The sequence below is a fragment of the Pseudomonas sp. GNP012 genome (genome assembly GCF_054343835.1).
The window spans coordinates 262,456-285,450 of the sequence record NZ_JBTGUU010000001.1; the positions used below are offsets into that span (position 1 = coordinate 262,456).

General features: G+C 60.5%; 22 protein-coding genes and 1 pseudogene. 12 read left to right on the plus strand and 11 right to left on the minus strand.

Annotation, left to right across the window (positions count from 1 at the left end; all coding sequences use genetic code 11):
• Positions 1 to 114 precede the first annotated feature (114 nt).
• From hmgA to maiA, 3 genes are read left to right on the plus strand one after another with little or no spacing between them, the layout of a single operon-like run.
• On the plus strand, positions 115 to 1,419 hold the full coding sequence (hmgA, locus tag ACXX83_RS01115) for a homogentisate 1,2-dioxygenase (RefSeq protein WP_458547367.1): 1,305 nt from the start codon (positions 115 to 117) through the stop codon (positions 1,417 to 1,419).
• 3 nt (positions 1,420 to 1,422) lie between these two features.
• Complete coding sequence (gene fahA, locus ACXX83_RS01120; RefSeq protein ID WP_015093535.1) at positions 1,423 to 2,727, plus strand: fumarylacetoacetase; 1,305 nt, start codon at positions 1,423 to 1,425, stop codon at positions 2,725 to 2,727.
• 12 nt (positions 2,728 to 2,739) lie between these two features.
• The gene (maiA, locus tag ACXX83_RS01125; protein ID WP_407802207.1) at positions 2,740 to 3,375 is read left to right on the plus strand and encodes a maleylacetoacetate isomerase; all 636 of its coding nucleotides are present in this window, start codon (positions 2,740 to 2,742) and stop codon (positions 3,373 to 3,375) included.
• A gap of 117 nt (positions 3,376 to 3,492) precedes the next feature.
• Here maiA and ACXX83_RS01130 read toward each other — a convergent pair whose 3' ends face one another.
• Positions 3,493 to 4,296 carry a SirB1 family protein gene (locus ACXX83_RS01130; protein ID WP_126049341.1) on the minus strand — a complete coding sequence of 268 codons (804 nt, stop codon included), beginning with the start codon at positions 4,294 to 4,296 and terminating at the stop codon, positions 3,493 to 3,495.
• 183 nt (positions 4,297 to 4,479) lie between these two features.
• Here ACXX83_RS01130 and ACXX83_RS01135 point away from each other — a divergent pair, with 183 nt between their 5' ends.
• The gene (locus tag ACXX83_RS01135) at positions 4,480 to 5,499 is read left to right on the plus strand and encodes a Glu/Leu/Phe/Val dehydrogenase family protein (protein ID WP_007970336.1); all 1,020 of its coding nucleotides are present in this window, start codon (positions 4,480 to 4,482) and stop codon (positions 5,497 to 5,499) included.
• 260 nt (positions 5,500 to 5,759) lie between these two features.
• Here ACXX83_RS01135 and ACXX83_RS01140 read toward each other — a convergent pair.
• Positions 5,760 to 5,999 (minus strand): annotated as a pseudogene (locus tag ACXX83_RS01140) (YebG family protein); the annotation flags it as partial.
• A 276-nt stretch (positions 6,000 to 6,275) separates the two neighbouring features.
• On the opposite strand from ACXX83_RS01140, the gene ACXX83_RS01145 reads away from it, so the two are divergent.
• On the plus strand, positions 6,276 to 6,776 hold the full coding sequence (locus tag ACXX83_RS01145; RefSeq protein WP_458547368.1) for a phosphate-starvation-inducible protein PsiE: 501 nt from the start codon (positions 6,276 to 6,278) through the stop codon (positions 6,774 to 6,776).
• Here the strand turns inward: ACXX83_RS01145 and ACXX83_RS01150 are convergent.
• Together ACXX83_RS01150 and ACXX83_RS01155 are read right to left on the minus strand one after the other, a co-directional pair.
• Positions 6,773 to 7,090 (minus strand): DUF3509 domain-containing protein, encoded by a 318-nt coding sequence (locus ACXX83_RS01150; protein WP_126049345.1) that lies wholly within the window; start codon positions 7,088 to 7,090, stop codon positions 6,773 to 6,775. The two genes, ACXX83_RS01145 and ACXX83_RS01150, sit on opposite strands and share 4 nt — an antisense overlap.
• 309 nt (positions 7,091 to 7,399) lie before the next feature.
• Positions 7,400 to 8,776 carry an L-serine ammonia-lyase gene (locus ACXX83_RS01155; RefSeq protein WP_458547369.1) on the minus strand — a complete coding sequence of 459 codons (1,377 nt, stop codon included), beginning with the start codon at positions 8,774 to 8,776 and terminating at the stop codon, positions 7,400 to 7,402.
• Positions 8,777 to 8,911: 135 nt separating this feature from the next.
• On the opposite strand from ACXX83_RS01155, the gene ACXX83_RS01160 reads away from it, so the two are divergent.
• From ACXX83_RS01160 to ACXX83_RS01180, 5 genes are all read left to right on the plus strand, one after another.
• Positions 8,912 to 9,859, plus strand: coding sequence for a LysR substrate-binding domain-containing protein (locus tag ACXX83_RS01160; protein WP_217837224.1), 948 nt, complete (start codon positions 8,912 to 8,914; stop codon positions 9,857 to 9,859).
• Between the two features lie 214 nt (positions 9,860 to 10,073).
• Positions 10,074 to 10,481: an HPF/RaiA family ribosome-associated protein gene (locus tag ACXX83_RS01165; protein ID WP_007970346.1), complete on the plus strand. Its 408-nt coding sequence runs from the start codon at positions 10,074 to 10,076 to the stop codon at positions 10,479 to 10,481.
• Between the two features lie 235 nt (positions 10,482 to 10,716).
• A complete protein-coding gene (locus ACXX83_RS01170; RefSeq protein ID WP_041474778.1) occupies positions 10,717 to 11,289 on the plus strand; it encodes an RNA polymerase sigma factor in 573 nt (190 codons plus the stop codon).
• Positions 11,286 to 12,275: a FecR family protein gene (locus ACXX83_RS01175; protein WP_458547370.1), complete on the plus strand. Its 990-nt coding sequence runs from the start codon at positions 11,286 to 11,288 to the stop codon at positions 12,273 to 12,275. The genes ACXX83_RS01170 and ACXX83_RS01175 overlap by 4 nt, the downstream gene beginning before the upstream one ends.
• A 239-nt stretch (positions 12,276 to 12,514) precedes the next feature.
• Positions 12,515 to 14,944 carry a TonB-dependent siderophore receptor gene (locus tag ACXX83_RS01180; RefSeq protein ID WP_458547371.1) on the plus strand — a complete coding sequence of 810 codons (2,430 nt, stop codon included), beginning with the start codon at positions 12,515 to 12,517 and terminating at the stop codon, positions 14,942 to 14,944.
• 93 nt (positions 14,945 to 15,037) lie between these two features.
• On the opposite strand, the gene ACXX83_RS01185 is transcribed toward ACXX83_RS01180, so the two are convergent.
• Positions 15,038 to 15,913: an AraC family transcriptional regulator gene (locus ACXX83_RS01185; protein ID WP_217837227.1), complete on the minus strand. Its 876-nt coding sequence runs from the start codon at positions 15,911 to 15,913 to the stop codon at positions 15,038 to 15,040.
• Positions 15,914 to 16,064: 151 nt separating this feature from the next.
• Between ACXX83_RS01185 and ACXX83_RS01190 the strand changes: the two genes are divergently transcribed.
• Positions 16,065 to 16,967: a DMT family transporter gene (locus ACXX83_RS01190; RefSeq protein WP_095965844.1), complete on the plus strand. Its 903-nt coding sequence runs from the start codon at positions 16,065 to 16,067 to the stop codon at positions 16,965 to 16,967.
• 6 nt (positions 16,968 to 16,973) lie between these two features.
• Here ACXX83_RS01190 and ACXX83_RS01195 read toward each other — a convergent pair whose 3' ends face one another.
• Together ACXX83_RS01195 and ACXX83_RS01200 are read right to left on the minus strand one after the other, a co-directional pair.
• Positions 16,974 to 17,483, minus strand: coding sequence for a DUF2165 family protein (locus ACXX83_RS01195; RefSeq protein ID WP_217837228.1), 510 nt, complete (start codon positions 17,481 to 17,483; stop codon positions 16,974 to 16,976).
• Positions 17,484 to 17,679: 196 nt separating this feature from the next.
• On the minus strand, positions 17,680 to 18,654 hold the full coding sequence (locus tag ACXX83_RS01200) for a 2-hydroxyacid dehydrogenase (RefSeq protein ID WP_458547372.1): 975 nt from the start codon (positions 18,652 to 18,654) through the stop codon (positions 17,680 to 17,682).
• 213 nt (positions 18,655 to 18,867) lie between these two features.
• Here ACXX83_RS01200 and ACXX83_RS01205 point away from each other — a divergent pair, with 213 nt between their 5' ends.
• Positions 18,868 to 19,125 (plus strand): hypothetical protein, encoded by a 258-nt coding sequence (locus ACXX83_RS01205; RefSeq protein WP_458547373.1) that lies wholly within the window; start codon positions 18,868 to 18,870, stop codon positions 19,123 to 19,125.
• A 93-nt stretch (positions 19,126 to 19,218) separates the two neighbouring features.
• Here the strand turns inward: ACXX83_RS01205 and ACXX83_RS01210 are convergent, their stop codons facing one another.
• The 4 genes from ACXX83_RS01210 to norR all read right to left on the minus strand — a co-directional run bounded on the left by ACXX83_RS01210 (position 19,219) and on the right by norR (position 22,848).
• Positions 19,219 to 19,545: a hypothetical protein gene (locus tag ACXX83_RS01210; protein ID WP_458547374.1), complete on the minus strand. Its 327-nt coding sequence runs from the start codon at positions 19,543 to 19,545 to the stop codon at positions 19,219 to 19,221.
• A 176-nt stretch (positions 19,546 to 19,721) separates the two neighbouring features.
• A complete protein-coding gene (locus ACXX83_RS01215) occupies positions 19,722 to 20,180 on the minus strand; it encodes a GNAT family N-acetyltransferase (protein ID WP_193601746.1) in 459 nt (152 codons plus the stop codon).
• Between the two features lie 27 nt (positions 20,181 to 20,207).
• On the minus strand, positions 20,208 to 21,110 hold the full coding sequence (locus ACXX83_RS01220; RefSeq protein WP_458547375.1) for a chemotaxis protein CheV: 903 nt from the start codon (positions 21,108 to 21,110) through the stop codon (positions 20,208 to 20,210).
• 187 nt (positions 21,111 to 21,297) lie between these two features.
• Complete coding sequence (gene norR / locus ACXX83_RS01225; protein ID WP_217837231.1) at positions 21,298 to 22,848, minus strand: nitric oxide reductase transcriptional regulator NorR; 1,551 nt, start codon at positions 22,846 to 22,848, stop codon at positions 21,298 to 21,300.
• Positions 22,849 to 22,995 lie beyond the last annotated feature (147 nt).

Consider the following 22,995-nt stretch of genomic DNA (forward strand, 5'->3'; position numbering starts at 1 on the left):
ATACCAATCAAATTACGTTATGCGTAATCAAATTACGATAAAAATAACCCAGGCGTGCCTCGACCTCTGCAACAGAGTGAGCGGCCACTGCCGACTCCCTGTTCAGGAGGCTCCATGAACCCCGATTCAACGATGCCAGCGCTGGCCTATCTGTCAGGCTTCGGCAACGAATTCAGCAGCGAAGCCTTGCCCGGCGCACTGCCTGTCGGCCAGAACTCCCCGCAAAAAGTCCCGTACGGTCTCTACACCGAGCTGTTCTCCGGCACGGCGTTCACCATGCCGCGCAGCGAGGCACGGCGGACATGGATGTACCGCATTCAGCCGTCGGCCAATCACCCGGCATTCGTCAAGCTGGACCGGCAACTGGCTGGCGGCCCGCTGGGTGAGGTGACCCCCAACCGCCTGCGCTGGAACCCGCTGGACATTCCCGCCGAGCCGACCGACTTCATCGACGGCCTGGTGAGCATGGCCGCCAACTCGGGCGCGGAAAAACCGGCCGGTATCAGCATCTACAACTACCGCGCGAACCGTTCCATGGAGCGCGTGTTCTTCAACGCCGACGGCGAGATGTTGCTGGTGCCTGACCTGGGGCGCCTGCGCATTGCCACCGAACTGGGCGTGCTTGAACTGGAGCCGCTGGAAATTGCCGTGCTGCCACGCGGTCTTAAATTCCGCATTGAACTGCTCGACCCGCAGGCCCGTGGTTATGTCGCCGAAAACCATGGCGCGCCGTTGCGTCTGCCGGACCTGGGGCCGATTGGCAGCAATGGCCTGGCCAATCCGCGGGACTTCCTGACCCCGGTGGCGGCCTACGAGAACCTGCAACAACCCACCACGCTGGTACAGAAATTCCTCGGCCAGCTGTGGGCGTGCGAGCTCAATCATTCGCCGCTCAACGTGGTTGCCTGGCACGGTAACAACGTGCCATACAAATATGATTTGCGCCGTTTCAACACCATCGGCACCGTCAGTTTCGATCACCCCGATCCGTCGATCTTCACCGTCCTGACCTCGCCGACCAGCGTTCATGGCCTGGCCAACCTCGACTTCGTGATCTTCCCGCCGCGCTGGATGGTGGCCGAGAAAACCTTCCGTCCGCCGTGGTTCCACCGCAACCTGATGAACGAATTCATGGGGTTGATCCAGGGCGAATACGACGCCAAGGCCGAAGGCTTTGTGCCCGGCGGTGCGTCCTTGCACAGTTGCATGAGCGCCCATGGTCCCGACGGAGAGACTTGCACCAAAGCGATCAACGCTGACCTCAAACCGGCGAAAATCGACAACACCATGGCATTCATGTTCGAAACCAGCCAGGTATTGCGTCCGAGCCGTTTCGCCCTCGATTGCCCGCAACTGCAAAACACTTACGATGCCTGCTGGGCTACGCTGCCCGCCACTTTCGACCCGACCCGGAGATAACCCATGACGCAGACTTCCATCACTCGCAGCTGGGTTGCATCCGCCAACGGCCATGCGGATTTCCCCCTGCAAAACCTGCCGCTGGGCGTGTTCAGCCTCAACGGCTCGGCACCGCGCAGTGGCGTGGCCATCGGCGAACACATCTTTGACCTGCAAGCGGCCCTTGAGGCCGGGTTGTTTGATGGCGCTGCGAAAGCCGCGGTCGAAGCGACCCTTGGTGGTCAGTTGAATGCCTTCTTCGAGCTGGGACGTGAGGCTCGCGTCGCGTTGCGCGAGCGCTTGCTGGAACTGTTCGCCGAGGGCAGCACCCTGCACGGCAAGATCGAAGCCCAGGGCGCAAAACTGCTGCCGCTGGCGGCGGATTGCGAGATGCACCTGCCGGCAAAAATCAATGATTACACCGACTTCTACGTCGGCATCGAGCACGCGCAGAACGTCGGCAAATTGTTCCGTCCCGACAACCCGTTGCTGCCGAACTACAAGTACGTGCCAATCGGCTACCACGGTCGTGCGTCGACCATTCGCCCGTCCGGTACCGACGTCCGTCGTCCGAAAGGCCAGACGTTGCCGGCCGGTCAGAGCGAACCGACGTTCGGCCCTTGTGCGCGCCTGGACTACGAACTGGAACTGGGCATCTGGATCGGCCAGGGCAACGACATGGGCGACTCGATTGCCATCGGCGACGCTGCCGATCACATCGCCGGTTTCTGCCTGCTCAACGACTGGTCGGCACGGGACATCCAGGCCTGGGAATACCAGCCTTTGGGGCCTTTCCTGTCGAAAAGCTTCATCACCAGCATCTCGCCGTGGGTCGTCACCGCCGAAGCACTGGAGCCATTCCGCCGTGCCCAGCCTGCACGTCCGCAAGGCGATCCGCAGCCGCTGCCGTACCTGCTCGACAAGCGCGATCAGGCCGCTGGCGGGTTCGACATCGAACTGGAAGTGCTGCTGCTCACCGAGGCCATGCGCGAGCAGAACCTGCCGGCCCATCGCCTGACCCTGAGCAACACACAGCACATGTACTGGACCGTGGCGCAAATGGTGGCGCACCACAGCGTCAACGGCTGCCAATTGCAGGCCGGTGACCTGTTCGGTTCGGGCACCTTGTCGGGGCCGGAGAACGGTCAGTTCGGCAGCCTGCTGGAAATTACCGAAGGCGGTAAAAAGCCGATCGAACTGGCCTCGGGCGAGGTGCGCAAGTTCCTTGAGGACGGTGACGAAATCATCCTGCGCGGCCGTTGCCGCCGCGACGGTTTCGCGTCCATCGGTTTCGGTGAGTGCCGCGGCAAAGTGCTGCCGGCGCGCTGAGAGGAGCGGGGCATGGAACTCTATACTTACTACCGTTCGACGTCGTCGTACCGGGTGCGTATCGCGTTGGCGCTCAAGGGCCTGGATTATCAATCCCTGCCCGTCAACCTGATCGCACCCCAGGGCGGCGAGCATCGACAGCCGCCTTATCTGGGCATCAACCCACAGGGCCGCGTGCCGGCCTTGCGTACCGATGAAGGCGAGTTGCTGATCCAGTCTCCCGCGATCATCGAATACCTGGAGGAACGTTATCCACAGGTGCCGCTGCTGTCCAATGACCTCGCCACCCGCGCACATGAGCGTGGCGTGGCGGCAGTGATCGGCTGCGATGTGCACCCGCTGCACAACGTCAGCGTGCTCAACCGGCTGCGCCAGTCGGGCCACGACGAACCGCAGGTGGTGGAGTGGATCGGCCACTGGGTCGGCCAGGGGTTGGCCACGGTAGAGCAGTTGATTGGTGATGACGGTTACTGCTTCGGCCCCGAGCCGGGGCTGGCGGACGTCTACTTGATTCCGCAGCTGTACGCGGCCGAGCGCTTCAATGTTTCTCTTGAGGCTTATCCACGCATCCGGCGAGTGGCGGCATTGGCGGCGACGCACCCGGCGTTCATCCAGGCGCATCCGGCGAATCAGCCAGATACGCCATAACGGTTCACACAGACCCAATGTGGGAGCGAGCTTGCTCGCGATAGCGGTGTGTCAGTCATATTGATTTGACTGACACTCCCTCTTCGCGAGCAGGCTCGCTCCCACAATGATTTTTGATCAGTGAACGATGGCATTCGGCGGTAAATGCCCCAGCCGGTCCGTGAGGCGAATCCGCTGGATGGGATCGTCGCTGAGCAGCAGTGCGTGCTCCAGGTCAAAACGCTCGGCGTTCGGGCAGTCCAGCCGTTGGTACAGGCTGGCCCGGGCCAGATAGTCGGCGCTACTGGCATTGCCCAGTTCCAGGACGCGCCCGGCGTCGATCAGGGCATTGATGAAGTCGTCGTGGGAGAGGTACAACTGGCGCAGGTTGCGCGACAGCCGTTGCAGCATCTGCACCGGCTCGGCGGTGACCAGATGGTCGGCGCTGAGCTTCATGTCCGGGCCATACTGGCGGTGCAACAACTCTCGGCAATCGTTCGGATAAAGGCGACGGCCGCCGCAGGGATCGAGCAAATGATCGGAGCCCGGCACCCGCAGCAGGAAATGCCCGGGAAAGTTGACCCCGACCATGGGGATCTCCAGGCCCCTGGCCAACTCCAGCGCAATCAACCCCAGCGTCAAGGGTTGCCCTCGTCGGCGCTCCAGCACTTTGTCGAGCAGTGCCACTTGCGGGCGCAAGGGTGTGAAGTCGTCCTGGGCGAAGCCCAGGTCGTTCATGCGCCGCAATAGCGGTTGCGCCAGTTCACTGACCGGCAGCATCGGCAAGCCACCGCTGACCCGTTGCTGCAACTCCTGGAAGTGGGCCAGTACCGCCTGGGGCTTTACTTCACCGTCATGCTCGACCGCAATCCATAGCGCCGCCTCGAACAGCGCGGGCGGTGAACGTTGCAGACAGGCGAAGAACGATTGGCGCGGGGTCATCAAAATCTCCGGGCAATGCCTCGTTTTAGTCCCCTCTCCGGCATTCGTCCAGTGCTGCGCAAGAGCGAATTCCGGTTATTTCCGAAAGCCTGCATCGCAGCCGTGCTTATTCCGGTGCGCTTCTGCAATTTTCGGGCGCAAGCCTATACTGGCGTCTACAAGAAGTGATTCGGGAGCCTTACGATGTTCGCTCTCATGCAAAGTACTCGCCTTGAATCGCTGCATCTGAGCGTTGACCCGGTCACCGGGTTAAAGGCGGTCATTGCCATTCATAACAGCCGACTAGGGCCTGCCCTGGGTGGATGTCGTTATCTTGCCTATCCCAGCGACGAGTCTGCGGTCGAGGATGCGGTGCGCCTTGCCCAAGGCATGAGTTACAAGGCGGCACTGGCCGGCCTGGCCCAGGGCGGCGGCGTGGCGGTGATCATTCGCCCCGTTCATGTGGCCAACCGCGCCGCGCTGTTCGAAGCCTTCGGGCGCTGTATCAATCAGCTGGACGGGCGCTACATCACGGCCATCGACAGCGGTACCTCAGTGGCGGACATGGATTGCATCGCCCAACAGACCCAACATGTCACCAGCACCACCTCGGCGGGTGACCCCGCGCCGCACGCGGCGATGGGCGTATTCACCGGCATTCGCGCCACTGCGATGGCACGACTGGGCAGCGACAACCTCGAAGGTCTGCGCGTCGCCATTCAGGGCCTGGGCAACGTCGGTTATGCCCTGGCAGAACAGTTGCACGCCGCCGGTGCCGAACTACTGGTCAGCGATATCGATCACGGCAAGGTGCAACTGGCGATGGAGCAACTCGGGGCCCACCCCATCGCCAACGACGCACTGCTCAGCACACCTTGCGATATTCTTGCGCCATGCGGTTTGGGTGGGGTGCTGAACAGCCACAGCGTGACGCAACTGCGCTGCTCGGCAGTGGCCGGTTCGGCGAACAATCAGCTGACGCATCTGGATGTCGCCGACCAACTGGAACGTCGCGGCATCCTGTATGCGCCGGACTACGTGATCAACGCCGGCGGTCTGATCTATGTGTCGCTCAAGCACCGTGGTGAAGAACTGTCGACCATCACCGCACACCTGTCGAAAATCAGCTCGCGCCTGACCGAGGTGTTTGCCCACGCCCAGGCGGAAAAACGTTCGCCGGCCCGGGTGGCGGACGAGTTGGCGGAAAAGGTGCTGTATCGATAAAAAGATCAAAAGATCGCAGTCTTCGGCAGCTCCTACAAGTTGAACGTTATCCCGTGTAGGAGCTGCCGAAGGCTGCGATCTTTTGATCTTAGGACATGAAAAAGGCCCTGACTCCATCGGACTCAGGGCCTATTCAATTCGGGAGTCGCTTATTTTGCTGTTTTCGCAGCCTTGGCAGGCTTGGCCGAGGTGATCGGCTCAGCGGCTTCAACCACCTCAGGCGCTACAACCGGTTCCACGACTTCAACAGGTGCCGCAAGCAGTTCGGACAGGGCGTCCGGCTGGCTCTTGAACGCCTTGGCGAACACATCGCGATTCTTCGCCATGTAGATCCCGGCTTCTTCCACTTGCTGCTCGGTCAGGGACGGAACGGCTTTTTGCAACACTTCAGCCAGCAATTCGGCCAGTTCGAGCATTTTGTCATGACGGTCAGCTTCGGCTTTATCCATGAACAAGCGCTCCAGATCTCGGCTGCTGCGGTATACCACTTCGACGGCCATTCACCACCTCACATGCCTTCACATTGGTTGTCGGTTTCGACTACTGTATCTATATACAGCGAAAGGATAAGCGAAACCCTGTCGTTTGGGTAGTGGCTTTTTAATGTAGACCGGTTTCGGTATTTGTCAGGCGAGGTCCTGCACAGGTGCGACCAAACGCCACGGCGCGCAATCCAGAACGCCTCGCCATCATGGGCTGGCCTTTTTTCTGCATGCAGAAAAACCGTCACGTCCAACCCGCATCATCCGGTCGAACCGACCTAAGGAAGCATCATCGTGAAAATCAACTGGGCCGAGAAACTGCGGCAGAGCGTGCATGAACTGGCCGAGTCCCTGGGCAATCTGTTCGTCGAGACCTTTCATTACCTGGCGCTGTTCGCCATCGGCGCGGTGACCGCGTGGGCGGCGGTGATGGAATTTCTCGGGATGATCGAAGAGGGGCACATCAAGATCGATGACATCCTGCTGCTGTTCATCTATCTGGAACTGGGGGCGATGGTCGGGATTTACTTCAAGACCAACCACATGCCCGTGCGCTTCCTGATCTACGTGGCGATTACCGCGCTGACGCGACTGCTGATTTCCAACGTTTCGCACCACAACCCGCCGGACCTGGGGATCATTTACCTGTGCGGCGGGATCCTGCTGTTGGCGTTTGCGATTCTGGTGGTGCGTTACGCTTCGTCGCAATTTCCCTCGGTGAAGATTGAAAATCCGCATCGCAAGATCGGCGCGGGTTCCAGTGAACATCCAGAGGTCGAGAAGGACGAAATCTAGAGCCCGAGCGTGGGGCGCAGCCGCCCTTTGACGGGAGGGGGCGGCAAGGTCCGTGCGCTGTCGGTGGTCATGGCTTCGAGGATGGCCACGGCGCTGTGGCCCTGTTCGATGGCAATGCCGAATTGAATGCTTTGAACCAGTCGCTTGAGGCGTTGGGGGTCATTGCGTTGTTCGGCGCTGATCATGCGTTTGGCCACTACGCGCCCACTGTTGGAAAGGGTCAGCATGATGCTGCCGTCCAGGCCCTGAATGCTCAGGTTGATCTGGTAATCCGCTGCAAAGGCATCGGTAATGAGCTGGAAAGGGTTGTCCATGATGCGTCACCGCCTGATTGAACGTGCAGTTGTTGACCGGCCGTGATCGGGTTGGTTCGCAACGCCAGACCATCGGCCATCTCGCCATCATTGTTCCAACAGGGAAGTAGCAAGGCCCATGCCGGAAAAATTGTCGGACAAAAAACAAGTTCTGTAGGAGCGAGCTTGCTCGCGATGGGCGTGAACGATAATGCGTCAAACCAGATGGTTTGCGGCGCCTGAGGGTTTTTCGCGAGCAGGCTCGCTCCTACAGGGGCCGCGTTTTCTGCACGTTTCAGGGCAATAAACCTCGACGTGCCTCCAAAGTGATCAGCACTCCACCCAGTTCACCGCCAGTCCGCCCCGTGACGTCTCTTTGTACTTGTCGTGCATGTCGGCTCCGGTGTCGCGCATGGTGCGGATCACCCGGTCCAGGGAAATGAAGTGCTTGCCATCACCGCGCAGGGCCATTTGCGTGGCGTTGATGGCTTTCACGGCGGCGATTGCGTTGCGTTCGATGCACGGCACTTGCACCAGACCGCCAACCGGGTCGCAGGTGAGGCCGAGGTTGTGTTCCAGGCCGATTTCGGCGGCGTTTTCCAACTGTTCCGGGCTGGCCCCCAGCACCTCTGCCAGGCCCGCGGCGGCCATGGCGCAGGCAGAGCCGACTTCGCCCTGGCAGCCGACTTCGGCCCCGGAGATCGATGCGTTTTTCTTGCACAGGATGCCAACGGCGGCTGCACCCAGGAAGAACGCGACCACGTCGTCGTCAGACGCATCGGCATTGAACTTCATGTAGTAATGCAGCACCGCCGGAATGATTCCCGCTGCGCCGTTGGTCGGCGCCGTGACCATGCGCCCGCCTGCCGCGTTTTCTTCGTTCACGGCAAGGGCGTACAGGTTGACCCATTCCATTGCTGACAAGGTGGAGGTGATGACATTCGGCTTGCCGATTTCCTGCAGGCTGCGATGCAGTTTCGCCGCTCGGCGTGGAACATTCAGACCGCCGGGCAGTATGCCTTCGTGACGCAAGCCTTGCTCGACGCATTCGCGCATCACCGACCAGATATGCAACAGGCCCTGGCGGATCTCGGTATCACCACGCCACGCCCGTTCGTTGGCCATCATCAGCTCACTGACCCGCAGCCCGTGCTCGTTACACAGCTTGAGCAGTTCGGCGGCGCTGGAGAAATCGTAAGGCAGCACCACATCGCCGGCCGGTGCGATCCCGGACTCGGCTTCGGCGGCTTCGATGATGAAACCGCCACCCACCGAGTAATAGGTTTGCTCGAACAGCTCGCCGGTTTCACCGAAAGCCGTCATGGACATGGCATTGGGGTGGTAGGGCAGGCTTTCGTCAAGCAGCAGGAGATCGTGTTGCCAGTCGAAGGCAATGTCCGCAACGCCTGCCAGACACAATTTGCCGGTTTCGCGCAGGGTGTGAATGCGGCGGTCGATGGTGGTGGGATCGATGCTGTCGGGCCATTCGCCCATCAAGCCCATGACGCAGGCGCGGTCCGTCGCGTGACCGACGCCGGTCGCCGACAGAGAGCCGTAAAGGCGAATCTCCACGCGTCGCACGTCCGTCAGAAAACCCAGTTCGACCAGTTGTTGAGCGAAGGTCGCGGCGGCGCGCATCGGACCGACGGTATGGGAACTGGACGGGCCGATGCCAACTTTGAAGAGATCGAAAACACTGATAGCCATGCTAAAGCCTGCACAAGCAATGGAAGAGGAATCGCCGCCATTTTTGTAGGACAAGCGCTATGTCGGCGATACTGCCTGCCAAGGTCCTACGTGACCAATGAAATTTCCTAAGACATCCTTTAGCAGGACTAAACGATGAGCCGTCAATTACATGCCCAGACCTATGTCTGGCTGAACGTGTTTGCCTGTGCCGCGCGGCACCTGTCGTTCACCCGCTGCGCCGAAGAACTGCACATCACACCGGGAGCGGTCAGCCAGCAGATCCGCCAGTTGGAAGAGCGCCTGGGCTTTCGCCTGTTTCACCGCCGCGCCCGTGGCGTGGAGCTGAGCGCGGAGGGCCAGCGGCTGGCCATTACCGTCAACGAGGCTTTTGGCAGTATCGACGCGGAATTGCGGCGACTGGATGCGGGCATGATCAGCGGGATTCTGCGGGTGCGTTCGATTCCGTCCTTCCTGAGCAAATGGCTGACGCCGCGCCTGCCGCGTTTGCAGCAGCGGTTCCCGGACATTCAGTTGCGCCTGGTGGCCGAGGACAGCAGCGTGCCGTTGCATGAAGGTGACTTCGACCTGGCGATCGACCTGAACGACGGCAGCTACCCGGGGCTGTTATCCACAGCCTTGCTCGATGAACAGATTTTCCCAGTGTGTGCGCCGAGCCTGTTGCGGGGTCGTCCGCCGCTGCACGGTCCGGCAGACCTGATGCACTTTCCGTTGTTGCACGACATCACCGCCTGGCGCGGCAGCTATGAATATGCGGAATGGGAGTTTTATCTCAACGCCATCGGCTTCGAAGGGGCGGATGTGCGGCGCGGGCATACCTTCAATCGCAATCACCTGACCATCGAAGCGGCCATTGCCGGGATGGGCGTGGCGATTGCCCGACGAACGTTGCTCAACGATGAGCTGGAACGCGGGGCGTTGATCGTGCCGTTTGGCCTGGCGGTGCCCAATCACAAGCGCTACATGCTGCTTTACGCACCGGGGGCATTGAGCCATCCGGGTGTGCGCGCGGTGCACGATTGGTTGGTGGAGGAGGCGGAGGCTTTTCGCAGCCTGCATCCGTTGGGGGAGCAGCAAATGTGAGCAATTATTACGCAAGAGCAGGTCGACCCAACTCCCGACCTTAACAGCGCTTTTACCGGTTGTCCGGCTTTTTTTGCGATTGAACATTTATCTTTTTCAGGGGGTTGAATTGTTCAGCGTACAGACCGATTGTGTAACCAAGAGGTCACGGTGATGACGCCCAAGGGCTTAGCTGACCGGCCTCTCGCGAGCTAGCTGAAATAAGGGATGAACTATGCAAATCCAAGTCAATAGCGATAACCATATTCAAGGCAGTAAACGACTGGAGGAGTGGGTACGTACGACCATTGAGAGCACGCTCGAACGCTACGAAGAGGACCTGACACGCGTCGAGGTTCACCTGCGGGACGAGAACGGCGACAAGCCGGGTCCCCACGACATGCGCTGCCAGCTGGAGGCGCGGCCAAAAGGCCATCAACCGGTTTCCGTCACCCATAAAGCCTCCACCATGGAGCAGGCGATCGACGGAGCAGCCACCAAACTTGAACATGCGCTGGAGCATATGTTCGGCAAATTACGCGGCAAACGAGCAAATGTGGTGCCCATCGAGAGTGGCGCCCATGCTGACCAGCTGCTGGAAGAAGAGTTTCTGGAAAACGAACAGGCAGCGCTTAACGGCTGACACCTGATTCACTTTTTACCTTCCCATGAGAACGGGCCTGCACTGCAGGCCCGTTCTCGTTTCGGTGGCTTTTGGATTCCATGGTCATTGGCATGGGCTGTGGTGAACCAACGGGTGAGATAGAGGGCTTCATCCGATCTTTTTGCATATGAGAATATTTATCATTAATATTGCGGCCTTGCCGGGCCCCTGAGGCTGTCGTGGCCTCCCCGGTTTTCAGGTCGAAACATGAACGATGATGACTCTCCCACCCGACCCCCACGATATCGAGCGTGATCAACAGCGCGGCGACCGTGCACATTTTCTCCAGGTGTTTCTCTCCCAGCGTTCGCAAATGGAAGCGCTGGTGAGTCGGCGTGTCGGTTGCAAGGCGACGGCAGCGGACCTGGTTCAGGACTTGTTCCTGCGGTTCTGGCGGCGGCCGCTGGTGCAAGTCGAGGAACTCAGTACCTACCTGTTGCGCTGCGCCGGCAACATCGCCATCGATCATTTGCGCAGTGAAGGCACGCGGGTGCGGGCCAGCGAAGGCATGCTGGTGGAATCACCGGACAGCCATGGCAGCGGACCGCAAGCGGCGCTGGAGGCGGGCAACGATCTGCGTCACGTCGAAGCCGCATTGCGCGCGTTACCGCAGCGCACGCGGCAGATCTTTTTGCTCAATCGCATTCACGGCCGTAAATACGCCGAGATCGCCAAGGCCATGGGCTTGTCCCAAAGTGCCGTTGAAAAACATATGATGCGCGCCCTCGAAGCCTGCAAGGCCAGCCTTCGGGACCCCGAACCGCGTACGCCAGGGAAAGCACCGTGAACCACTTCGAACGCGTCATCCCGACGCCCGCTCAGGAACAGCAAGCGCTGGCCTGGCTGAGTCTGTTGCATGACCAGCCCGGCAGTGCTGATCAGGCGACTTTCAGTCATTGGTTGCAGGCCGATCCCGCCCATGCCGAGGCCTATGCCCGGGCGCAGGTCTTGTGGGAGCTGAGCGAAGGACCGGCGCGCATGCTCGCCGATGAAGAAGCCCTGGCCTTGCATAGGTATCTCAACGCCATGGACAAGTCTCGGCGCAGCACGGTCGGGCGTTGGTCCGGTGTGCTGGCGATGGCGGCGTGTATGCTGTTGATGGTCAGTCTCGGTACAGGCTGGCAGCCCTCGCGCTGGATCGATGACCTGGGCGCGGACTTCGTCTCGGCACCGGGGGAAATCCGCACCGTCACCCTGGCCGATCAGTCGCAGGTGACACTGGATGCCGACAGTGCCATCGCCGTGGATTTCAGTCGCGGCGAGCGGCATGTGCAACTGCGTCGCGGCGCCGGGTTTTTCAACGTTACTCACAGCGGTGAGTCGTTTGTGGTGGACGCCGAGAAAGGCCAGGCACGGGTGCTGGGCACGCAGTTCGAAGTCCGTTTGCAACCTCGGGGGGCGCAGGTCACGGTGCTGTCCGGGCGAGTCGGGGTGACGGCGGACCAGGATGCCGAACAGCAAATCCTCACCGCCGGCCAGCAAGTCGCCTACGGCGAAGGCTCGGCACAAATACTCCACGCGGTGGACAGCGAAGCGCAGTTGGCATGGCGCCAGGGCTGGCTCAATTATTACAAGGCGACGCTGGCCGATGTGGTGCGGGATCTGGGGCGCTATTACCCCGGGCGGATTGTGTTGCTCAACGATGAACTGGCGGCACGCCGGGTCAGTGGCAGCTTCCCGAGCAGGGACCCGCAGGCGGTGTTGAGTTCGTTGCAGGGGGTGTTGGGGTTTGAGCAGCATCAGGTGTTGGGGCATCTGATTATTTTGCGTTGAAGCTGGCGGCCCCTTCGCGGGCAAGCCCGCTCCCACAGGTACTGAGTCGGTCACACGATTAGGGCAACACACAACCCTGTGGAAGCGGGCTTGCCCGCGAAGGGGCCAGTTCAAACACCACGTCACCCTGAATAAAAAATATTTTCAAATCGTTGTGAGGTAAACCCGATCGCCATCCGTGTAGTGACTGAAACTGCGAGTCATTCGCATCCGTTGCGGTTCTACACAGGTCATGAGTCATGAAGTCCAGGGCAAAATCGGGTTCGGTCAAACAATGGTTGGGTGTGTCTGCGTTGAGCTTTTCGGCATCGGCGTTGTTGCCGCTTGGCCTGGCGCTGGCCGCAGAGACGGGCAGCAGTCAGCCGCGTGCGCAGTTCAGTTTCTCGCTGGCCGCCAAACCGCTGCCCCAGGCCCTGAGTGATTTCAGTCGGGTAACCGGCATCAGCGTCGTTTATACCGATGAAGCGCCGTACGGCCTCAATGCGCCGGCGGTCAATGGACAGATGAGTGCCGAACAGGCCCTGCAACGTCTGCTCACCGGTTCGGGATTGACGTTCCGCCGCACCGACGGCCATACCATGGCGCTGGAACCGCAGCCGACTGAAGGTGCGTTGACACTGGGCGCGACCACTATCACCTCGGTGATGGATGAGTCCATGAGCTACCAGCCGCCACCGACCTCTTCGGTGATGCGCTCTTCGGCCCCGATTCAGGACATCCCGCAGACCATCAATGTCGTCCCGGCCCAGGTGATCCGCGATCAGGCACCGCGCTATCTCGATGACGCCCTGGCCAACGTCAGCGGAATCACCCAGGCCAACACCCTGGGCAGCACCCAGGACTCGGTGATGGTTCGCGGTTTTGGGGACAACCGTAACGGCTCGATCATGCGCGACGGCATGCCGATCGTGCAAGGGCGCGGCCTCAACGCCAGTGTGGACCGGGTCGAAGTGCTCAAGGGCCCGGCCTCGTTGCTCTACGGCATCCAGGATCCGGGCGGCGTGGTCAACATGGTCAGCAAGAAGCCCGAACTTGAGCAGTACAACGCGCTGACTGCGCGCGGTTCGAGCTATGACGACGGCAAGAACGGCAGCGGCGGCACTCTCGACAGCACCGGCGCCCTCGGCAATTCCGGGCTGGCCTACCGCATGGTGCTGGACTACGAAGACGAAGATTACTGGCGCAACTTCGGCGTGCATCGCGAAAGCCTGATTGCGCCGTCGCTGGCCTGGTACGGCGAAAGCACCCAGCTGCTGTTCGCCTATGAGCACCGCGAATTCCTCACGCCGTTCGACCGCGGTACGCTGATCGACCCGCGGACCAACCACCCGCTGGACATCTCGCGCAACGAGCGTCTCGACGAGCCGTTCAACAACATGGAAGGGCGTTCTGACCTCTATCACTTCGAGGCCGATCACGAACTCAACGACAACTGGAAAGCCCATTTCGGCTATAGCTGGAACCGCGAAACCTACGACGCCAGCCAGGTGCGAGTGACTGCCATCGACACAAAAAAGGGCACCCTGACCCGCAACATGGACGGCACGCAGAACGCGATCAGCACCGACCGATTCACCACCGCCAGCCTCGAAGGCAATGTGAATGTGCTCGGCATGCAGCACGACCTGCTGTTCGGCATCGATGACGAGTACCGCAAGATCTACCGCGAAGACCTGATCCGCCAGAAAAGCCTGACCACGTTCAGTTATGTCAATCCGGTCTATGGTCGGGAAGTGGCGGGCACCACCGTCAGTGCGCCCGACAGCGCGCAGACCGATGAACTGCGCAGCGATTCGGCCTTCCTGCAGGATTCCATCCACCTCAACGAGCAATGGATTCTGGTGGCCGGCGCGCGTATCCAGGTTTATGACCAGTACGCCGGCAAAGGCGTGCCGTTCCACGCCAACACCGACAGCAACGGGCAGCAATGGGTGCCGCGCGCGGGCCTTGTGTACAAGTACACCGATGCCTTGTCGTTCTACGGCAGCTACACCGAATCGTTCAAACCCAACTCGACCATCGCGCCGTTGAGCGGCAGCAGTACGGTGCTTGACGGCGGCATCGCGCCGGAAGAAGCCAAGTCCTGGGAGTTGGGGGCCAAGCTTGATCTGCCGGGTCGCGTCACCGGCAACATCGCGCTGTTCGACATCAAGAAGCGCAATGTGCTGGTGGCCAACGCCGAAGGCCCGACCACGATCTACAGCGCTGCTGGCGAAGTGCGCTCCCGTGGCCTGGAAGTGGACTTGAGCGGTCAGCTCACCGATCGCTGGAGCATGATCGGCAGTTACGCCTACACCGATGCCGAAGTCACCGAAGACCCGGTTTACAAGGGTAATCAACTGCAAAACGTGGCGAAGAACAGCGGTTCGTTGTCGGCGGTCTATGACTTCGGCAGCGTCATTGGCGCTGATCAACTGCGGGTCGGCGCCGGGGCGCGTTATGTGGGGGAGCGCGCGGGCAACGCGGTGAACGATTTCGACCTGCCGAGCTACACCGTGGTCGATGCGTTCGCCACCTACGACACCCAGCTCGACGGGCAGAGGGTCAAGTTCCAGCTCAACGTGAAGAACCTGTTCGACCGCACCTACTACACCTCGGCGGCGAGCCGGTTCTTTGTTTCCATGGGAGATTCGCGGCAGGTGACGTTGTCGAGCACCTTGGAGTTTTAATGTAGGAGCTGCCGAAGGCTGCGATCTTTTGATCTTGCAGTAGCGAGTTAAAAGATCGCAGCCTGCGGCAGCTCCTACAGGGGGCGCGATGCTCTAGCGCAAAAACGCCTGCCGATACTCACCGGGCGTCCCGCCAAGTGACTGGCGAAAGCGATTGGTGAAGTGGCTGGCACTGGAGAAACCGCAAGCCAGCGCAATCTCCCCCAGTGGCTGCGCCGTCGTGCGCAGCAATTCCCGCGCCCGGTTCATGCGCCGCGCCAGCAGGTACTGGTGGGGTGGCAAGCCGAAGCTTTCGCGGAACATCCGCGCGAAGTGGTACTCCGACAACGCGCACAACGCAGCCAACTGACCGAGGCTGATGGCCTCGTCCAGATGGCTGTTGATGTACTCCACCAGATGCCGACGCTGATGCGCGGCCAATCCACCTTTAAGGCGCAGGCCTTGTCGGGCGTTGACCTGGCTGAGCAGGGCATGGCTGAGCAGTTCGTGGGCCAGACTGCTGGTCAGCAGGCGCTCGCCCGGTTCGTCCCAGTTCAAGCTGATCAATTGCCGAAAGCGCAGCGCCTGCTGCGGGTCATCGAGAAAGGTCTGCTCGCGCAGCTGCATTTCCCGTGGCTCGCGATCAAGCAGGGTGACGCAGCCGAGGGCAAATTGTTCGGGGCTGAAATACAGGTGCGCCAGGCGAATGTCGCCGTTGATCACCCAGCCTGACTGGTGGTCGGCCGGCAGGATGCACAGTTTGTCCGGGGCGCCCTTGTTGCCGGGCTGATCGCGACGGAAGGTGCCGGTGCCGCCGGCTATGTAGCAGGACAACGTGTGGTGGCTGGGCGCTTCGTATTCCCGGGCGTCGTGGTGATTGCTCCACAAGGCTGCAGACAAGCCGTCACCCAGCTCGGCGCTGTGCTCCAGACGAGCATTCGGCGAGCGGTTGAGGGCTTGAAAGACTTGTAGGGTATCCAGTGCAGCCATGATCGTTGCTCTCTAACACCTGCATCCAACGCCCTGCATCCTACTCCGTAGACGTGCGCCTGCCAGCCTGTCGCCAGACAAAAGCGCAAGTTTATGCAAGTGCGTCCAGGCGTGGCGCCGGACACTGGGCACCTATCGAGGAGCCTTTGTCATGAACCTTTCTTTGTACCTGCTGACCGTGCTGATCTGGGGCACCACCTGGATTGCCTTGAAATGGCAGCTGGGCGTGGTGGCGATTCCCGTGTCGATCGTCTATCGCTTCGGCCTCGCCGCGCTGGTGCTGTTCGTGATTCTGTTGCTCAGTCGGCGCCTGCAAGTGATGAACCGTCGCGGGCACCTGATTTGCCTGGCTCAGGGCCTGTGTCTGTTCTGCGTCAACTTCATGTGCTTCCTTACCGCGAGCCAGTGGATCCCCAGCGGTCTGGTGGCCGTCGTGTTTTCCACCGCTACCTTGTGGAATGCCCTCAACGCGCGGGTGTTCTTCGGTCAGAGAATCGCCCGCAACGTGCTGATGGGCGGTGCGCTGGGCCTGCTTGGGCTGGGCCTGCTGTTCTGGCCGGAACTGGCCGGGCATACCGCCAGCCCGGAAACCTTGCTCGGCCTTGGTCTGGCCCTGTGCGGCACCTTGTGTTTCTCGGCGGGCAACATGCTCTCAAGCCTGCAACAGAAGGCTGGTCTCAAGCCGCTGACCACCAATGCCTGGGGCATGGCCTACGGGGCGGCGATGCTCTCGGTGTGGTGTCTGGTCAAAGGCATTCCCTTCGACCTGGAAATGAGCGCGCGTTATATCGGCTCACTGTTGTATCTGGTGATTCCCGGGTCGGTGATCGGTTTCACCGCCTACCTGACGCTGGTCGGCCGCATGGGGCCGGAACGTGCTGCCTACTGCACTGTGCTGTTCCCTGTGGTGGCGCTAAATGTCTCGGCGTTCGCCGAGGGTTACCAGTGGACCGCTCCGGCAATGGCGGGGCTGGTGATGGTCATGTTGGGTAATGTGCTGGTGTTTCGCAAGCCCAAGGCAAGTGCCAGTCCGGTGGCGGGCAAGCTGGCCTGAAACTATTCAGGAATCCTTTGCCGCCAACAGATAAATAATGCCGAAGAACATGTATTCAATGTGAGTTTGTGCCCATTCAAAGGCGTTGGCCTGTTTGGAGTACTCTAAGTCAAACCATTCGTTTAGTATGATGATGTAGAAGGTCTGATACGCAAAAATGGCTGTAATAAAGCCGCTTATTGCGAATTTTTTGGCTTCGTGGAACTCGCTGAGTGGTGCGTTGAGTTTACGGTAGAGTTGATAGACTCCAACTATGCAGCTGCATGTGAATATGGTCTCGAGTGTGATCAGTGCCCAGTAAAATCGGTGGTGAAACAGGGTTGAGCTGATGGCGCGGTATTGGCGGGAGTCATTGCCGGTGGTGTCGCTCATGCTGATGATTCGCCCGATATACTCAGCGTATGCAGCGTAGTCGGTAATATTGTTGAGAAGGGTCGTTATACCGAATAGTGCCGCCATGAAGACAACTATTAATTTGCTCCGCCTTACCAGGCAGGCAGTGGTGAAATAGCTCATGCAGGATGATCTCCGAATGTACGATTGATGCGTTATTGTTTTTCGGAGTTTATAGATGTTTAGATGGTGTTGGGGGGAGGAGTGCTTTGCGAGTTGTGTCGCTTGTTGTATGGGTTGGGTGGTAAGTTGTTTAAAAGGGGATGTTTTCCAGGCTTTATATAAAGTGGCACGCCGATTATGACGTGCCATTGTTTAATCAGGCTTTCCACACCTGCGGATTGACCAGATCCTGTGGCCGCTCGCCCAACAGGGCACTGCGCAAGTTGGCCAAGGCACGGTTGGCCATGGCATCGCGGGTCTCATGGGTGGCCGAGCCGATGTGCGGCAAGGTTACGGCGTTGTTCAGCTGGAACAGCGGTGACTCGGCCAGTGGTTCTTTTTCGTACACGTCCAGCCCGGCACCACGAATGCGCTTGTTTTGCAGCGCTTCGATCAGCGCCGGTTCATCCACCACCGGGCCACGAGCGATGTTCACCAGTATCGCGCTCGGCTTCATCAGCGCCAGTTCGCGATGGCTGATCAAGTGCCTGGTTTTCTCGCTGAGCGGCACCACTAGGCAGACGAAATCAGCTTCGGCCAGCAACTGATCGAGGCTGCGAAACTGCGCGCCGAGTTCCTGTTCCAGCCCGGTCTTGCGACTGTTGCCGCTGTAGATGACCGGCATGTTGAACCCCAGGCGACCACGTCGGGCGATGGCCGCACCGATATTGCCCATGCCGACGATCCCCAGGGTCTTGCCATGCACATCGCAACCGAACAGCTGCGCACCGACAGTGGCCTGCCATTGCCCGGCTTTGGTCCAGGCATCCAGTTCGGCGACGCGGCGTGCGCTGCTCATCAACAGCGCGAACGCCAGGTCGGCGGTGCTTTCGGTGAGCACGTCCGGCGTGTTGGTCAGCATGATTCCGCGTTCGTTGAAGTAGGCCAGGTCATAGTTGTCGTAGCCCACCGAGACGCTGGACACCACTTCCAGCCTGGCGGCGTTTTCCAGTTGGGCGCGGCCGAGTTTGCGCCCAACGCCGATCAGGCCGTGGGCGTGGGGCAGGGCTTCGTTGAACTGGGCGTTGATGTCGCCGTTTTTCGGATTCGGCACGATGACGTCGAAATCCTGTTGCAGGCGTTCGACCATTACCGGGGTGACGCGGCTGAAGGCCAGGACAGTCTTTTTCATGAGAGGCGGGCTCGTCGGGCGGTGAAGAATGCTTAGCAAGCTACAAGTTTCAAGCGGCAAGCTGCAAGTTTAAAAGTCGCCCCCATCGTTTTTAACTTGAAGCTTGCCGCTTGAAGCTTGTCGCTGCCGTTCCGGTATACTGCCGCACTCCTTATACTGTGGCATGCGGCTCGCTCACCGGGCCCGACATTTCATGCATCACCCGGAGCTTTCATGACTTCCCCGAAACAACCGCCGGTCGCCGACGCCCAGAGCGACGTGCAGGCAGAGCTGCCAGACAGCGTCGACTCCAGCAGCGACAGCGAAGCCAAAGCCGGGATCCCGGCATTCAAGTTCCCGTTCAAGCCGGGCGAACTGGCGGCAGCCAAAGGCTCGAACCAGCCGTGGTACAAGAACGGCGCCAAGAACGGCCACACCAAGACGCCGGGCATGGCGCCGCCGGGGACTCGTCGGTCGATGGGTAAACGCTGAAATTTCCAGTGCCTGGCCTGCCGTCTTCGCGAGCAGGCCAATGCTGGTAGCACAAGTTATTGATCAAACTGCCCGCAACGAAATGTGAGCCACTCAATTGACCTTGGCGGCCGGGCGGATGGAGTCCCATTCGGTGACGTACGCGGTTTTGCTCTTTTTGTTGTAGAGGCACAGCTCGGCGCCTTGTGCGCCTTTCATGTGCTTTTGCGGGTACTGGCCCTGGAGCAGGAGCGCGGTATAGCCAACCCGGTCATCGAACTGCGCGGCGTTGCCCACGGGTTTGGCGTCTTTCAGGCCGCTGGCCTTGGTGCAACTGGCGAGTACGGCCTTGTCGTAGGCGGCCCAGGCGTCGGGGCTGGAGGCGCAGGCCTGAGAGGTGAGGGCGGTGAGGCAGAGAAAAGTCAGGGTGGCTGCTTTCATGGTTCAGGCGTCCTTGGATGTACAATGGCCAAGGATGGAGTATGCCTGAAGGTTTTGAGGCGGTTTTGCCGGCCTCTTCGCGGGCAAGCCCGCTCCCACGCTGACCGAGTACGACCACAAATTCTGTGCATGACACACAACCCTGTGGGACCGAGCCCGCTCGCGACTGCGGCGTATCAGTCCGGAACCGGCTCCCGGCGAACGGCACGCATCCCGACACTTTCATACAATCGCCGCGCCCGGTGGTTGTCTTCCAGCACCTTCAAATCCACATATCCTTCGCGCCGTTGCTGGAACACCTTGAACGCCTGCAACAACAAGGCACGTCCCAATCCTCGGCCCTGAAACCGTGGATGCACCACCAGGTTCTTGATGTAGGCGCTGGTCCAGCACTGGCACACGCCAACAATGCCTTCGGCATCCCGGGCGATAAAGCACAGCGCCGGGTCATATTCCGGGTCGCTTTCGAACTGCCATTGCCACATGTCCAGCGCTGCCACGCGACCGCCACCTTCGAGGTAACCGAACTCCATCAACCGGTGCACGGCTGCGCCGATTTCGGGATGGTATTCGCTCAGTTGCAGGCCAGCTGGCCAATCGGGTGACGGCACGACTTCAGTGAGGTCGCGCCGCATCAGCCAGCAAAAATCCTCGGCCAAGGCTCAATATCCCTGTTCGGCGACAGCCTTGGCCGCAGTGATCAGGCACTGGGTCAATTCCGGCGAAGAGAACTTGGTCAGCACCGCGTTCGCCCCCGCCAGTCGTGCTTTCTCGGCGTTCATCGCACTGTCCAGCGACGTGTGCAGCAATACATAAAGATGCGCGAAGTCCGGCGTTTCCCGCAGGGTGCGGGTTAAGGCGTAGCCGTCCATCTCGGACATTTCGATGTCCGAGACGATCAGGTTGATCTGCTGCGCGGTGCCTTGCAGGTCCAGCAGGCAGTCAATGGCTTCCTTGGCGCTGCGGGCGGTATGGCATTGCAGGCCAAGGTTACGCAAGGTGTGCACTGATTGCTGCAGGGCGACCTGGCTGTCGTCGACCACCAGGATGCGCGCGTTGCCGAGCAGTTCGGCGTCTTCCATGCTCAGTTCGGTCGGCGCCATTTCGATTTGTGCCGGGGCGATGCCGTGGATGACCTTTTCGATGTCCAGTACCTGCACCAGGGTGCCATCGACCGAGGTCACGCCGGTGATGTAGGCGCGCAAACCACCGGAGCCGAAGGGCGGCGGGCGGATGTCGGTGGTCCGGCAATGAACAATCTTGCTCACGGCCTGCACGTGCAGGCCCTGCTTGGAGCGGCTGACATCGGTGACGATCAGGCAGCCGCCGTTCGGGTCTTCCAGCGGGCGCTCGCCAATGGCGCGGCTGAGGTCGATCACCGACAGCGATGCGCCGCGCAGGGTGGCGATGCCTTTGACATGGGGGTGTGACTCCGGCAGCCGGGTCAGCGGCGGGCAGGGAATGATCTCACTGACCTTGAGCAGGTTGATCGCCATCAGCTTGCCGCTGCGCAGGGTAAACAGCAGAAGCGAAAGTGAGTCTGCGCGGGCTTTGGTGGAGGACATATGAACCTTCTCTGGAAAAAGGTGACGGGCAATCCCGGGATTGCCATGACTTCGATGCCGGGTTATCGACTTGTTTGCAGCAGGCTTTAACTATTGCGGCGAACAGTAAGACGCCATCGCGAGCAAGCTCGCTCCCACAGGGATTGTCACTACCTTTGTGGGAGCGAGCCTGCTCGCGAAGGGGCCATCACTTCATGCCGAGCCTTTTGGCCATTCGCCCCAGGTTCGCCCGATCCAAGCCTAGCTCACGGGCCGCGCTTGCCCAGTTGTTGTTGTGCCGTTCCAGGCAGGCACCGATCATTTGACGCTGATAACGCTCGGTGGCCTCACGCAAATCGCCGGTCGGCGCTTGGGTGACGGTGGCGACAGGTTGCTCTGCAGCGGTTTCAACGCTGGCGTTGGGCAAGTCCAGGTCGGCGGCGCTCAGGCTGAGAATCTTCGGCCGTTCCTTGCAATTGCCCAAGGCTTTCAAGGCGCTGCGACCGATCAAATGTTCAAGCTCGCGCACATTGCCGGGCCAGTCGTAGGCCAAAAGCGCGGTCTGGGCGTCACTGTTCAGGCGCAGGCTGTTGAGGCCCATGCGCGAGCGGTTCTGCTCGAGGAAGTAACCACTGAGCAGCAGCACATCGCGCCCGCGATCGCGCAGGGCCGGCACCAGCAGCGGATAAACGCTGAGGCGATGGTAGAAGTCGGCACGGTAACGACCGCTGCGCACTTCCTCGGCGAGGTCGCGGTTGGTCGCCGCGATCAGGCGCACGTCGACCTGATGCTCCTGGTCCGAACCCAGTCGCTGCAATTGACCGCTCTGCAACACGCGCAACAGCTTGGCCTGCACGGTCAGCGACAACTCACCGACTTCATCGAGAAACAGCGTGCCGCCATTGGCCAGTTCGAACTTGCCACGACGGTCGTTCATCGCCCCGGTGAAAGCGCCGCGGACATGGCCGAACAACTCGCTTTCCACCAAGGTATCGGGCAATGCGGCGCAGTTGAGGCTGATGATCGGCTTGTCGGCGCGGGGCGAGGCAGCATGGATGGCCTGGGCCACCAACTCCTTGCCGACCCCGGTTTCGCCGGTGATCAGCACGGTCAGGTCGCTGCCGCCGACCAGGCTGATTTCTTCGACCAGACGCTTGTGGGCCTTGCTCTGGCCAATCAACTCGCGATTCTGCTGGCCGCTGGCCTGGCGGTAGACCTCGGCGCGCTGATGCTCATCTTCGACCCGGTTGTTCAATCGCTCGATGCGCTCGGCGGCGTTGACCGTGGCGGCCGCGAGGCTGGCGAAGGCTTGCAGGGCATCCAGTTCGATCGGTTCGAAACGCTCCGGATCGAGGGCGTCGAGGGTCAACAGACCCCATGGGCGCTCGTCGATGAACAAGGGGCAACCCATGCAGTCGTGGACTTCCAGATGATCATCCAGGCCATCGACCAGGCCGTCATAAGGATCAGGCAAGTCGCTGTCGGCAGCGAAACGGGTCGGGCCGGGGCTGCCGAGCAGCGCTGCGAAACGCGGGTGCTCACTGACCTTGAAACGCCGACCGAGGGTGTCGGTACTCAAGCCGTCGACGGCCAGTGGCACCAGCCATTCACCATCAAGGCGCAGCAGGGCGGCGGCATCGCACGGGAGCAAGGCGCGCATGGCTTCCAGCAGGCGGCGATAACGCTCGCCCTCGGGCAGCTCGCGGGACAGGTCGGAGACCAGGGGCAGCAAAGCGGTGAGCAGTGGTTTTGCAGTCATAGTGACTCCGTGTAGTCGGTATGACTATAAAGCAGGCAGTGTCGAAATGACTATTAAGTTATTAACTCATTGATTTTAAACGATTAAATAGTTGGCACGAAAGCTGATACGCATAGGGTAATCCGTTAGCAACCCAAGAAGACCAGG